The organism is Planotetraspora mira, assembly GCF_016863275.1.
GTDB classification, from domain to species: Bacteria; Actinomycetota; Actinomycetes; order Streptosporangiales; family Streptosporangiaceae; genus Planotetraspora; species Planotetraspora mira.
In genome coordinates this window covers 49,149-62,447 of the sequence record NZ_BOOO01000007.1, presented here as the reverse complement: position 1 = coordinate 62,447, position 13,299 = coordinate 49,149, and the positions used below count along the sequence as shown (strand labels likewise).

The 13,299-nt window shown below is 71.0% G+C and carries 9 protein-coding genes; 5 read left to right on the top strand and 4 right to left on the bottom strand.

Features of this window, described 5'->3' with window-relative positions; translation table 11 throughout:
- Window positions 1–12 precede the first annotated feature (12 nt).
- The 3 genes from Pmi06nite_RS07045 to Pmi06nite_RS07035 are packed head-to-tail and all read left to right on the top strand — an operon-like array spanning window position 13 to window position 2,696.
- A complete protein-coding gene (locus Pmi06nite_RS07045; RefSeq protein ID WP_203952053.1) occupies window positions 13–495 on the top strand; it encodes a cation:proton antiporter regulatory subunit in 483 nt (160 codons plus the stop codon).
- Window positions 496–503: 8 nt separating this feature from the next.
- Window positions 504–1,664, top strand: a complete 1,161-nt coding sequence (locus Pmi06nite_RS07040) for a cation:proton antiporter (RefSeq protein WP_203952052.1) — start codon at window positions 504–506, stop codon at window positions 1,662–1,664.
- Between the two features lie 45 nt (window positions 1,665–1,709).
- Window positions 1,710–2,696: a DNA polymerase ligase N-terminal domain-containing protein gene (locus Pmi06nite_RS07035; RefSeq protein ID WP_203952051.1), complete on the top strand. Its 987-nt coding sequence runs from the start codon at window positions 1,710–1,712 to the stop codon at window positions 2,694–2,696.
- A 31-nt stretch (window positions 2,697–2,727) separates the two neighbouring features.
- Here Pmi06nite_RS07035 and Pmi06nite_RS07030 read toward each other — a convergent pair whose 3' ends face one another.
- Window positions 2,728–3,168 carry an ester cyclase gene (locus tag Pmi06nite_RS07030; RefSeq protein WP_203952050.1) on the bottom strand — a complete coding sequence of 147 codons (441 nt, stop codon included), beginning with the start codon at window positions 3,166–3,168 and terminating at the stop codon, window positions 2,728–2,730.
- Between the two features lie 181 nt (window positions 3,169–3,349).
- Here Pmi06nite_RS07030 and Pmi06nite_RS07025 point away from each other — a divergent pair, with 181 nt between their 5' ends.
- Window positions 3,350–4,144, top strand: coding sequence for an SDR family NAD(P)-dependent oxidoreductase (locus tag Pmi06nite_RS07025; RefSeq protein WP_203952049.1), 795 nt, complete (start codon window positions 3,350–3,352; stop codon window positions 4,142–4,144).
- 81 nt (window positions 4,145–4,225) lie between these two features.
- On the opposite strand, the gene Pmi06nite_RS07020 is transcribed toward Pmi06nite_RS07025, so the two are convergent.
- The 3 genes from Pmi06nite_RS07020 to Pmi06nite_RS07010 all read right to left on the bottom strand — a co-directional run bounded on the left by Pmi06nite_RS07020 (window position 4,226) and on the right by Pmi06nite_RS07010 (window position 9,439).
- The gene (locus tag Pmi06nite_RS07020) at window positions 4,226–5,578 is read right to left on the bottom strand and encodes a DUF1996 domain-containing protein (RefSeq protein ID WP_203952048.1); all 1,353 of its coding nucleotides are present in this window, start codon (window positions 5,576–5,578) and stop codon (window positions 4,226–4,228) included.
- A 204-nt stretch (window positions 5,579–5,782) separates the two neighbouring features.
- Window positions 5,783–6,835, bottom strand: coding sequence for a LacI family DNA-binding transcriptional regulator (locus tag Pmi06nite_RS07015; RefSeq protein WP_203952047.1), 1,053 nt, complete (start codon window positions 6,833–6,835; stop codon window positions 5,783–5,785).
- Window positions 6,836–6,940: 105 nt separating this feature from the next.
- Entirely contained in the window at window positions 6,941–9,439 is a 2,499-nt protein-coding gene (locus Pmi06nite_RS07010) for a glycoside hydrolase family 3 C-terminal domain-containing protein (RefSeq protein WP_203952046.1), read from the bottom strand.
- A 363-nt stretch (window positions 9,440–9,802) separates the two neighbouring features.
- On the opposite strand from Pmi06nite_RS07010, the gene Pmi06nite_RS07005 reads away from it, so the two are divergent.
- The gene (locus tag Pmi06nite_RS07005) at window positions 9,803–13,264 is read left to right on the top strand and encodes a discoidin domain-containing protein (RefSeq protein ID WP_203952045.1); all 3,462 of its coding nucleotides are present in this window, start codon (window positions 9,803–9,805) and stop codon (window positions 13,262–13,264) included.
- The last annotated feature ends 35 nt before the right edge of the window (window positions 13,265–13,299 follow it).

Sequence of the window (13,299 nt, the reverse complement as noted above, 5' to 3'; positions counted from 1 at the left end):
CGGTAGGTACAGGTGGAGGTCGAGCAGACGGCGCTGCCGGGGATCGGGCTGCGGCACGAGTTCACGACACGGTCCGGACGGCGGATCGGAGTGGTCTCCCACCGGACCGGCCGCCGTGACCTGGTGATCTACGACCCCGACGATCCCGACCGCGCCTGCGAGACCGTGAAGCTGAACGACGAGGAGGCCGACGCGCTGGCCGAGCTGCTCGGCGCTCCTCGTATCGTTCAGCGCCTCAACGACCTGCACCGCGAGGTCGAGGGGCTGGTCAGCCTGCAACTGCCGATCATGCCCGGCTCGCCGTACGCCGGCCGCGCGATGGGGGACGCCCGCGTGCGCACCCGGACCGGCGCCTCCATCGTGGCGATCGTCCACTCGGGACAGGTGGCCGCCAGCCCCGGACCCGACTTCCCGCTGGCCGACGGTGACGTCGTCGTCGTGGTGGGCAGCCCGGAGAGCACCGCCGCCGTCGCCGACATCCTGTCCAACGGTTAGGCCGGCTTGTGCACGAAACGGCAATACTGTTCCTGGAGTTCGGCGCGGTCGTGCTCGGGCTCGGCATCCTCGGGGCGTTGGCCCTGCGCGTCGGCATCTCACCCATTCCCCTCTACCTGATCGCCGGGCTGGCGTTCGGCACGGGCGGCATCCTGCCGCTCGCGACCAGTGAGGAGTTCATCTCCGTCGGCGCCGAACTCGGCGTCATCCTCCTGCTGCTTACCCTCGGCCTGGAGTACAACGCCGACGAACTCGTGACCAGCCTGAAGGGCAACGCCCGCGCGGGAGTCGTGGACGTGGTGCTCAACGCCCTGCCGGGGGCGGCGTTCGCACTCCTGCTCGGCTGGGGTCCGGTCGCCGCCCTGGCGATGGCCGGCGTCACCTATGCCACGTCTTCCGGCATCACGGCGAAGGTCCTGTCCGACCTCGGCTGGATCGGCAACCGCGAGACGCCGGTGGTGTTGTCGCTGCTGGTCTTCGAAGACCTGACCATGGCCATCTACCTGCCGGTCCTGACGGCCGTGCTGGCCGGGCTGAGCCTGGTCGGCGGCGCGATCACCGTGGCGATCGCGCTGGCGACGGTCAGCGTCGTGCTGGTGGTCGCGTTACGTTTCGGCAGGCTCATCCAGGCGTTCGTCGCCAGCCCGAACTCCGAGGTGCTCCTGCTGAAGGTGGTCGGCCTCGCCCTGCTCGTCGCCGGCGTCGCGCAGCAGTTACAGGTGTCCGCGGCGGTGGGCGCGTTCCTGGTCGGCATCGCGCTGTCGGGGAAACTGGCCGAGGACGCCCAGGCGTTGCTCGCGCCCCTGCGGGACCTGTTCGCGGCGGTGTTCTTCGTCTTCTTCGGTCTGCAGACCGACCCGGCGAAGATCGGCCCGGTCGCCGGACTCGCCGCCCTGCTCGCGGTGGTCAGCATGATCACTAAGCTGCTCTCCGGGGCGTACGCCGCCCGCCGGGCGGGCATCGCGAGAGCGGGATGGGCCCGCGCCGGCATCGCGCTGATCCCCCGGGGCGAGTTCAACATCGTGATCGCCGGTCTGGCGGTCGCGTCAGGGGCCCATCCGGACCTCGGGCCGGTGGCCGCCGCATACGTGCTCATCCTCGCGGCGTTCGGCCCGCTGGCGGCGCGGCTGGTCCAGCCGTTCATCACCGCCATCGCCAAACGGGCCTGACCGCCGGGGAGATCGGGAGCGTGCTCCGGGGGTAGGGGCCTCTGCGTGGCGGACAGACTCGAGCCCTACAGAGGGAAGCGCGACCCCCGGCGCACGCGCGAGCCGATCCCCGAGGCCGCGCCTCGGGAAGGCGGCGGCGGCGACACCTTCGTGATCCAGGAGCACCACGCGCGGTCGCTGCACTGGGACCTGCGCCTCGAGCGTGACGGCGTGCTGGTCTCCTGGGCGATCCCGAAGGGCCTGCCTCCCGACCCCGCGACGAACCACCTCGCCGTCCACACCGAGGACCACCCGATGGAGTACGCCGACTTCGAAGGAGAGATCCCGCAGGGGGAGTACGGCGGCGGCACCATGACGGTCTGGGACCGCGGCGGCTACGAGACGGAGAAGTGGAGCGACCGCGAAGTCAAGATCGTGCTGAACGGCTCCCGCGCGTCCGGCCGCTATGTCCTGTTCCAGACGCACGGACGGAACTGGATGATCCACCGGATGGATCCCCCGAACGGCTCGTGGGAGCCGCCGCCCGCCGACCTGTCGCCCATGGAAGCGGTGACCCGCAGCCGGGCGCCTCGCGACGCCGCCCGCTTCGCCTGGGAGTTCGCCTGGGGTGGCGCGCGCGCACTGGTCCACGTCCAGGGCGGCAGGGTGGCGGTCCGCTCCCCGGGAGGCGCCGACATCACCGCGGGGCACGGATGGCTCCGCGCGATGGGACCTGCCCTGGGCAGCAGGGCCGTCGTGCTCGACGGCGAGATCGTCACGCTGGCGGGCAGCTCGGTCTATGTCTGCTACGACCTGGTCTACGACGACGGGCGGTCTCTTCTCGCCGAGCCGTACGAGCGCCGCCGAACCGCGCTGGAGGATCTTCGGCTCGCGGGCCCGCGCTGGCAGACCGCGCCGAGCTGGCCCGGCGGACTGCCCGCCGTACGGCAGGCGGCGCGAGAGCAGGGATTGCCAGGAGTGGTCGGCAAGCGGCTCGACTCCGCTTACGAGCCCGGGAGGGAATCGGCCGCGTGGATCTTCCTGCCCGTCTGAGCGGGGTGGTGCGGGATGCGCGCGACTACGTTCAGGAGGCGGTGGGGGAGAGGTCGCACCCCAGCTGGGAGTAGAGCTCGAGCTGGTCGAAGTACACGCGGTGGGTGAGGATCAAGTCGTCTTCGAACTCGCACGCGGAGCACCCGCGGACGGTGATGCGCCGGCCGGTGGCTTCCAGCGCGTGTCCGTTGGGCATCAGGAAGGGCCCCGTGTGCGTGCCGTTCGCGGTCCACTCGGTCAGGGCGGGATCGCCGGGGTCGGCCGACTCCCACGGCGTGAAGGCGACATCGGGGAACGCGGTGAATATCTGTTCGTAGTGCCACGCGATCTCCTCGTGGCCCTCCGCGACGCCCGCGGGTGAGACGAGGACGGCATTCGGCCGGAAGTGGCGCACCAGGTCGTCCAGGTCGTGCTTGTTGATCGATTCGTACAGCTCGTACAGAAGGTCCGGCAGTTGCCGAGCATCGGACATGCTCGCTCCCCTCGAAGCCATGCAGAGCCCCAAGGTATCCAGGCGTATGCAAAGTACTGTTCAAGATCTGCCGCTGACGGCGCTCGCCTGCGCCGATGTCGCGGTCGGCGGTCAGTGCCGCACCGAGCCCCGCCGGCCCGACACGCAGGGGTGACACCACCGACGTGGGTAGGGATCCGGCATGCAGATCGATCTCACAGGACGTACTGCCTTCGTCAGCGGCTCCACGCAGGGGATCGGCCGGGTGATCGCGGCGCGGCTGGCGGCCGCCGGGGCTGCCACGGTGATCAACGGCAGGGCCGCGGATCGCGTCGACGCCGTCATCGGGGAGTTGCGGGCCGGCGATCCGCAGGCCCGGATCGACGGGATCGCCGCCGACGTGTCGACGCCGGAGGGGGCGGCGGCCGTGTTCGCCGCGCTCCCCGCCGTGGACATCCTCGTCAACAACCTCGGGATCTACGCGCCCCGGCCGCTGCTGGAGATCGACGACGAGACCTGGCAGAGCTTCTGGAACGCCAACGTCATGTCGGGCATACGGCTCGCGCGCCACTACCTGCCCGGCATGCGCGACCGCGGCTGGGGTCGTGTCCAGTTCATGGCCAGCGACTCCGCCGTCGTGATCCCCGAGGAGATGGTCCACTACGGGGTCACGAAGACCGCGCTGCTCGGGGTGTCGCGCGGCTTCGCCAAGGCGATGGCGGGGACCGGCGTAACCGTCAACGCCGTGATCGCCGGCCCGACGCGGACCGAGGGCGTCGAGGAGTTCGTCCGTGGGCTCCTCGGCGACGAGCTGCCCTGGAAGCGGGCCGAGGCCGAGTTCATGTCGCGGTTGCGCCCGACTTCACTGATCAAGCGGCTGATCTACCCCGAGGAGATCGCCAACATGGTGGTCTACCTCAGCTCCGACCTCGCCTCGGCGACGACGGGGGGCGCGTTGCGCGTGGACGGCGGCTACGTCGACCACATCCTCCCCTGACGGTCTCCAAGGCGGCTGACGTCGCGGGTCCCCGCCGTGTACGGCACGGCGGGGACCCGGGAGTCATCAGGCTCGGAGACCTCACGGGTGTCCGGGCAACCGGTAGTTCTCGTCGAGAGCCGCGCCGCGCTCGGGCTTGTAGAGGTCGTAGCCGCGGGCGTTGCACTGCAGGCCGCCGTTGATGCAGTGGGTGACCAGGGCGGCCAGCGTGGCGGGGTCCCAGGCGTTGAAGAAGTCGTAGTGCCAGGTGTAGCCGCGGCCACTCGACAGCCTCACCTGCGACATGTCGCCGTCGGCCGGGAAAGCGATCTTGTATTCGAGCATCGGCACCGCGACCGGGTGCGTCGTCGGGCACTCGCCGTTGACGGGGTAGGCCATGTGGCTCTTGTGGTCGGCGCTGTCGAGGTGCACGCCGTCCCAGCAACTCGGGGCCTGGTAGCGGATGTTGAGCTGGCTTCCGGCGGGGCAGGAGGCCGGGAAGTCCCAGTTGTGGAAGCTCTCCCCGCACTCCCAGCCTTCGACCGCGCCGGGGGCGCGCTGGAAGTCGGCCTGGGTCGCGGTGGGACTGCCGACCACATACCTGAGTCCCTGGGGGAACGGGCGCACGGAGGTGTAGTCGAGCACGCCGGACTTGTAATAGAGCACCTGCGGGCCTACCGGCACGATGAGCTGGTCACCCTTGTAGACCGGCGGGAACCAGTAGCTCGACTTGTCGGCGGGGACGACGCACGACGTCCCTCCTGCGAGGAGCGACGCCAGCGTCGAACTCGCGGTGGTCGTCACGTTGCCGACGAACGTGTGCATGTGCGACGCGCCCGGCAGGCCGGGGTAGACGATCGGGTCGTCAGGACGGCTCTGGGTCACGCTGCAGTTCGCCTGGAACTCGTGATGGGTGACCAGAGAGGTGCCCGTGGGCGAGGGGGTCGGCGCCGGTGTGCCACCGGTCCCGTAGACCTTGAACTCCCAGAGGGAGTAGCCGTAGCCGGTGGCTCTGGTGGTGCCGTACAGGCGGATGTAGCGGCCGGTGCCCGACACGGCGAGGGTCTGGGTGCCGCCGGTGCCGGTGGTGGTGGTGTAGGCGTCGGTCCAGGTCGTGCCGTTGGGTGAGGTCTGGATTTTGAACGCGGTGGCGTAGGCGGATTCCCAGGTCAGGACCACCTGGCTGATCGTGGCGGTGGCTCCCAGGTCGACCTGCAGCCATTGCGGGTCGCTGAACGTGCTCGCCCAGCGGGTGCCCGGGTTCCCGTCCACCGCGAGGTAGGCGGCGTAGGCCCCTCCTTCGCTGGACGACGCGGTCGCCTGCCTGCCCTGCGACAGCAGGGAGTCGGCGGCGACCGCGGGGCTGACGATCGCGATGAGGGCCGCGACCGTCGCGGCCACGGCGGCGATGACCAGCCCGAGCCGTAACCGGCCGGGACTGCGGGGTTGGTGCATGTTCTCTCCTCACTACGGGGGTGCCGGTCGCAGGGCGACGGCGAAAGGAGGTGGGAGAGCGCTCTCCACGAGAGTGAACCTGGTTGTCAGGGGTTGTCAAGGAGCTCGTTTCAACTCGATGAAATTTCCGGTTCATCCGCTCGAAACCGGGAAAACGGGCGGGATCGGCATGTCGACGCCGTCGGCCAGAGGTGTCCGCGACGCTCAGGCGGACTGACGGACCACCAGGGCGGGCGGGAAGATGACCGAGGTCACCTGGAAGTCGGGGTCCTCGATATGGGCCAGCAGCAGCCGGGCCATCTCTCCCGCCATGTCCTCCATGGGCTGGCGGACCGTGGTCAACTGCGGACGGCAGGCCGTCGCGGCGCTGCTGTCGTCGAAGCCGATCACCGCGACGTCGTCGGGCACCGCGCGGCCGTGCTCGCGGAGCGCGAGGAGCGCCCCCTGCGCCATCAGGTCGTTGGCCGCGAACACCCCGTCGATGTCGGGATGCTCCGCGAGCAGCCGGTGCATGCCCGCCTCGCCGCTGTCATGAGTGAAGTTGCCCTCGACACCCGGGATGTACGGATGACCGTATCTGGCCATGGCGTCCTGGAAACCGGACAGCCGGTCCTGGCTCGCGCGCACGTCGAAAGGGCCGGAGATGGTCGCCACGCGCCGGCAGCCACGCGCCACCAGGCGGTCGGCGGCCAGTTCGGCCCCGGCCCGGTGGGACAGGTCGACGTAGCTGATCGGCGTGGGTCTGGCCGGCCGGGCCCACAACACCGCGGGGAGCCCCGCCTCCACGATGAGGCGCGGCAGGGGGTCCTCGCCGTGGGTGGACACGAGCAGCGCGCCGTCCGCGCTGCCCTGTCGCAGGTAGCCGATCACCTGGTCGCGGGCGTGGGCCGTCTCGGCGAACATCAGGACGGGATGGATCCCCCGGGGGCGGAGGAAGGCCACGGCGCCGCCGGCCACCCGCCCGAAGAACGGATCGGCGAAGACCTGGCTCTCGAACGGTTCCCCGCCCACGTCGCCGCCGGCGCCCGAGACGACGAGCGCCACCGAGCCGGTCCGCCGTGTGACGAGGGAGCGGGCCGCACGGTTCGGCACGTATCCGGTGGTCGCGATGGCCTGCTGGACGGTCTCCTGGATGTCCGGCGCGACGTTGCGGATGCCGTTGATCACACGGGACACCGTCGCCCGGGAGACTCCCGCCACCCGGGCCACGTCCTCCAGCGTCGGAGTTCCCTGCACCGGCGGGAGATCCGTACTCATAGGGTCTTTATAACACGAGGTGGAGAGCGCTCTCCGCCCGTGCTCCCGTACCCGTGCTCCCGTACCCGTGCTCCCGTACCCGTGCCCGCTCGGGTACGGGAGCGGCTATGGGCGTGCCTCCCCGGTGTCTGGCGCGCTGCCCGTCGCGGTGTCCGTCGCGGTGTCTGGCACGTTGCCTGTCGCGCTGCCCGTCGCGGTGGCTGTCGCGGCGCTGAGGGGGAGATCGCCGGCGGACCGGCCGGCGAGAACACGGAAGATCCCCGGCTCGGTGCGCCAGGCCTGATCCTCGACGGACCAGTGCTGCACGGCGCGCGCCGGGACGGTGACCGCGACCTCGGTCTCCTCGCCCGGCCCGGCCTCGGCGAGGGCGTATCCGGCCAGCCACCGCGCGGGCCGTTCCACCTCGCTCCCCGGCCGCGAAAGGTAGACCTGCACCACCTCGCGCCCCACCCGGTCGCCGGTGTTGCGCAGCCGTACCGCGACGGTGAAAGGCCGGCCGGGCTCGACCTCCGCCGGCGCGGCCAGGGCCTCATACGACCAGGACGTGTAGCCGAGTCCGTGCCCGAACCAGTAGGCCGGGGCGTCGGTCGTGCGCGCCCACGCCCGGTGACCGATGTGCGGGCCTTCGGTGTAACGGAGGACGCCTTCCACCGGCGTCGTGCCGGCGATGGCCTCATCGGCCCAGGTCGTCGGCAGGCGGCCGCCAGGCTCCGCCGTACCGAGGAGGACGTCGGCCAGCCCGTGCCCGCCCTCCTGACCGGGGAACCAGCTCAGCAGGACGGCGGGCACCTGCTCCCGCCACGGCAGGGCGACCGGCCCGCCGGAGTTCACGATCACGACGGTGTTCGGGTTGGCCTCCGCCACGGCGCGGACGAGGTCGCCCTGCCTGCCGGGCAGGTCGAGGGACTCGCGGTCGCGTCCCTCACTCTCGACCGCCTCGTCGGTGCCGACGACGACCACCGCGACGTCGCTGTCGCGCGCGAGCGCCACGGCCGCGGCGAGTTCGTCGTCGTCGCTCAGACGCGGCGGGTCCATGGCCAGCGCCGAGGCACGCCCGGTGCCGCGGTCGAGCCGTCGCCGCGCCACCAACTCGACCTCGCGGCCCGGTTCAAGGTCCACCTCCGCGCGCCGGTAGGGAGGAGAGAGGTGGACGGTCGCCGGATCAGCGGTGTCGAGCGCCACTTCGGTGTCGACGACGAGTCGCCCGTCCACGGCGAGTGACACATGGCCCCACCCTCCGACGGCGACGCGCCACCGCCCGCCGACGTCCGGGCGCACGAGGGCGCGGATCTCCACGGTGCGGGCGCCGCGGACGGGCGCGGATTCGAGGATCTTCCCGGTGAGCCTGCGCTCGGCGTGGAGTTCGTCACCCGAGGCGTCGAGCAGTCGCACCAGGACGCCGGGTTCGCCGCTCCTCGGGTCGCGGGCGTCGCCGGTCCCCACGGGCGTGGGGAGGTCGCCGGGATGCGCCCCGGCCGCGTGGGTCACCTCGGCTCTGCCCGCCAGCGCGGCGCGGACACCCTCCAGCGGGGACACCGCCGAAGCCGGGTAGACCCCCGCGCTGCCGCCGCCCTGGATGCGGGCGGTGGCCGCGTTCGGCCCGAGCACCGCGACCCTGCGCAGCCGCCCCGCGTCGAGCGGCAGGAGGCCGCCTTCGTTGCGGAGCAGCACCGTGCCGGCGCTCACGGCACGGCGCAGCAGCGTACGGCCGGCCTCCTCGGCCGGGCGCGTCTCCCCACGCGCGCCTTCGGCGAGCGCGCCTACCCGGACGGCGAGACGCAGCAGGCGGCGCACCTTGTCGTCGATCGCCGCCTCCGGCACGTCCCCCGACCGAACGGCGGATGCGAGCGCGTCGCCCCAGTGCTCGTTGGGGCCCGGCATGGCGAGATCCTGGGCGGCCAGTGCGGACGCCACCGTGGACCGCACCGCGCCCCAGTCGGACACCACCACCCCGTCGAAGCCCCACTCACCCTTGAGGGGCTCGGCCAGCAAGGCGTTCTCCGACATCGTGGCGCCGTTCACGCCGTTGTAGGCCGACATCACCACCCACACTCCCGCGTCGACCGCGGCCTCGAACGGCGCGAGGTAGACCTCGCGGAGAGTCCGCTCATCCACACGGGCGTCGAGGGTGAGCCGCTCGGTCTCGGAGTCGTTGGCGACGTAGTGCTTGGCCGTCGCGGCCACGCCACCTGACTGCACGCCGCGCACGAAGGCCGCGCCGATCCGCCCCGTCAGCAGCGGGTCCTCCGAGAAGCACTCGAAGTGGCGCCCGCCGAGCGCGGAGCGATGCAGGTTCAGCGTGGGCGCGAGCAGGACGTCGACGCCTTTGCGCCGCGCCTCGCCGGCCAGCAGCGCGCCGAGCCGCGCGACGAGGTCGTCGTCCCAGGTGGCGGCCAGCGCCGTGGCGGAGGGGAGCGTCAACGACGTGTCGCGCTCGTCCCAGCCCTCGCCGCGCACACCGGCGGGGCCGTCCGAGGTCGCCATGGAACGCAGCCCGATGTCCGGTTCCGCGCCGGTCCGCCATACGGTCGCGCCGGTGAGCAGCCGCACCTTCTGGTCGAGGTCCAGCTTTTCCACCAGGTGGTCGAGCTCGTCGTCGGTCACGCGACACCCCTTCGTCTCTTCGGAGCGTTGTAGGAGAGCGCTCTCCATCGTTACAGCGTCGATGCGGCGGCGGTGACCTGTCAATGGCGGAGACCGAGCCGTGGCCTGGGGCGACATACACGCCGGGCCGGGTCCGGTAATCGTTTCCGTCCGCCCGGGATGCCGGTGCGAATCGGGGCTCCGGGTGTCCGTCCCGTGATGCCGCGGTCGTTTCCGGAATGTCAGCGGAGGGTTTCGGGCGGACGGGAAGGGACTTGACAGGTGTCTGTCATGGGTCCACTCTCCTCTGGAGAGCGCTCTCCCATCTCCTGCCATGTCCTCGCACGGGTACGGCAGGCACCCCCCCGGTAGTGAGGAGAGGTCGTGCTTCCATCTCGTAGTCCAGGCCGTCCGCGGTCAGGCCTGGTCATCGCCACGCTGGTCGCCGTGGTGGCCGCCGTGATCGGGGTCGCCTCCGCGCTCGTGGGCCCGGCCTTCGCGGCGGACACGTTGTTGTCGCAGGGGAAGCCGGTGACCGCGTCGTCGAGCGAGGGCGCCGGCTACTCCGCCGCGTTCGCCGTGGACGGGAACCCGGGCACCCGCTGGGCGAGCACGTTCAGCGACCCGCAATGGCTGCAGGTCGACCTGGGAGCCACCGCCACGATCAGCCAGGTGGTCCTGACCTGGGAATCCGCCTACGCCACCGCGTTCAAAATCCAGACCTCACCCAACGGCACGACCTGGACCGACGCCTACACCACCACCACCGGCACCGGCGGCACCCAGACCCTCGCCGTGTCGGGCACCGGCCGCTACATCCGCCTGTACGGCACCACCAGAGCCACCGGCTACGGCTACTCCCTCTGGGAGTTCCAGATCTACGGCACGAGCGGGACGACGCCCCCTTCCCCGACGCCCTCTCCGACCCCCTCGCCGAGTCCCTCCGCCGGTTGCGATTCCGCGAACGCCGCCCTCGGACGGCCGGCGACGGCGTCCTCGACCGAGGGTGCGGGCACTCCCGCCTCGGCCGCCTTCGACGGCAACGCGACCGGCACCCGCTGGGCCAGCGCGTACACCGATCCGCAGTGGCTCCAGGTCGACTTGGGCTCGTCCCAGCAGATCTGCCGGGTCGTCCTGATCTGGGAGGCCGCCTACGCGACCGCGTTCAAGATCCAGACCTCCGCCGACGGCACGACCTGGACCGACGTCTACTCCACGACGAACGGCACCGGCGGCACCCAGACCCTCGACGTGTCGGGCACCGGCCGCTACCTGCGCGTGTACGGCACCGCCCGAGCCACCGGCTACGGCTACTCCCTCTGGGAGGTCGCGGTGAACACCGGCACGGGCGGCGGCACCGGCCCCGGCACCGGTGACTGGACCGAGGTGTGGAAGGACGACTTCGACGGCCCGGCCGGTACCTCTCCGTCGGCCGCCAACTGGATCCTCCGTACCGGAACGCAGTTCCCGGGCGGCGCGGAGAAGTGGGGGACCGGTGAGGTCGAGACGGCCACCGCCTCGACCGCCAACGTCTACCTCGACGGCGCCGGACGGCTCAACATCAAGGCGATCAGGGACGGCGCCGGCAACTGGACGTCGGGGCGCGTGGAGACCCAGCGCACCGACTTCGCCGCGCAGCCCGGCGAGCAGGTCAGGTTCACCGCGAGGCTGAAGCAGCCCGACGTCGCCGACGCGATGGGCTACTGGCCGGGCTTCCGCGCCACGGGGGCGGCCTACCGCGGCGTCTACACGAACTGGCCCGGCGTCGGCGAGACCGACATCATGACCGACGTCAACGGCCGCAGCCAACTGTCCAACACCCTGCACTGCGGCACCGCCCCCGGCGGAGCGTGCAATGAGTACGACGGCAGGACCAGCGGGTTCGCGACCTGCGCGGGGTGCCAGACGGGCTACCACGAGTACACCCAGGTGATCGACCGCAGCACCACTGACGAGCAGATCCGCTTCTACCTCGACGGCGTGCAGACGTGGGTCGTCCGCGAGAGCCAGGTCGGCGTCACCGCCTGGCAGGCGGCGGTCCACCACGGCTTCTACCTCAGGTTCGACCTGGCGATCGGCGGTTCGCTGCCCAACGCCCTCGCGGGCTTCACCACACCCACCGCGACCACGACGTCCGGCGGCGTCCTGAGCGTCGAGTCGGTCTCGGTGTCGAAGAAGACCGGTTCCGCGCCGGCCGCCATGACCGATCCGGCAACCCCTGCCGGCCCGAGCAACGTCCGGGTCACCGGCGGCCAGGGCAACTGGCAGTTGTCGGTGAACGGCGAGCCGTACGAGATCCGGGGTCTGACCTACGGCCCGCCGCAGGCGGCGGCCGACGGTTATATGCGCGACCTGAAGTCTATGGGCGTCAACACGATCCGCACCTGGGGAGTCGACGACGCGGCCACGCCGACGTTGCTGAACAGGGCCGCCCAGCAGGGCGTCAAGGTGATCGTCGGGCACTGGCTCAACCAGGGCGCCGACTACGTCAACGACACCGCGTACAAGACGAGTGTGAAGAACGAGATCGTCGCGCGGGTCAACACGCTCAAGGGGTACCAGGGCGTTCTCATGTGGGACGTCGGCAACGAGGTCATCCTCACCATGCAGGACCACGGCCTGCCTGCCGCCGAGGTCGAGGCGCGCCGCGTCGCGTACGCGAAGTTCGTCAACGAGGTGGCCGTGGCGATCCACGCCGCCGACCCCAACCATCCCGTCACCTCGACCGACGCCTGGACCGGGGCCTGGCCGTACTACAAGGCGTACGCCCCGGCACTCGACCTGCTCGCGGTGAACTCCTACGGCGCCATCGGCGGCGTCAAGCAGGCCTGGATCGACGGCGGATACACCAAGCCCTACATCCTGACCGAAGGCGGCCCGGCCGGTGAGTGGGAGGTGCCGGCGGACGTCAACGGAGCACCGACCGAGCCGACCGACCTGCAGAAACGAACCGGCTACACCGCGAGCTGGAATGCCATCAAGGCGCATCCGGGCGTGGCCCTCGGCGCCACCGAGTTCCACTACGGCCTGGAGAACGACTTCGGCGGCGTCTGGCTGAACACCTTCACCGGCGGGTGGCGGCGCCTGGGCTATTACGCGCTCAGGCAGGCCTACACCGGTCAGCCGGCGGCCAACACGCCGCCGGAGATCACCGCCATGACCGTCGGCTCGCAGACCGCCGTCCCCGCGGGCGGGCAGTTCACCGTCAGCGTGTCGGCCGCCGATCCGCAGGGGGACGCGATCCGCTACAACCTGATGATGAGCGACAAGCACATCAGCGGCGGCACCGGTTTCCGGCACGTCCGGTTCACCCAGACCGGCCCCGGTCAGTTCTCGGTGACCGCGCCGCAGCAGATGGGCGTGTGGAAGGTGTACGTCTACGCCTACGACGGGCAGGGCAACGTCGGCATCGAGCAGAAGTCGTTCCGCGTCGTGCCCCCGCGGGTCGCCGGCACCAACGCGGCCGTCGGCAGGCCCACCACCGCGTCGACCTACCAGGCGACCGGCGACGGCGGGCCGTTCGATCCCGGTAGGGCCACCGACGGCAGCTTCACGTCCCGCTGGGCGAGTGAGTGGAGCGACCCGCAGTGGCTGCAGGTCGACCTGGGGCAGACGACGGCGATCAAGCACGTCCAACTCGGCTGGGAGTCCGCGTACGGCAAGGCGTACCAGATCCAGACCTCGGCCAACGGCGTCGACTGGGCCACGGTCTACTCGACCACCACAGGTGACGGCGGATTCGACGATCTCGACCTGACCGCCTCGGCCAGGTACGTCCGGGTGAACCTCACCCAGCGTGGGACGGCGTACGGCTACTCGCTCTGGGAATTCGGGGTCTACAAGTAGCACAACGTGATCTACGGCCGGACATCAGGCACGTG

Coding starts and splice junctions, on each gene's coding strand:
- Pmi06nite_RS07030 (WP_203952050.1), bottom strand. CDS start 3,168: ATGTCCGATGCTCGGCAACTGCCGGACCTTCTGTACGAGCTGTACGAA.
- Pmi06nite_RS07025 (WP_203952049.1), top strand. CDS start 3,350: ATGCAGATCGATCTCACAGGACGTACTGCCTTCGTCAGCGGCTCCACG.
- Pmi06nite_RS07020 (WP_203952048.1), bottom strand. CDS start 5,578: ATGCACCAACCCCGCAGTCCCGGCCGGTTACGGCTCGGGCTGGTCATC.
- Pmi06nite_RS07015 (WP_203952047.1), bottom strand. CDS start 6,835: ATGAGTACGGATCTCCCGCCGGTGCAGGGAACTCCGACGCTGGAGGAC.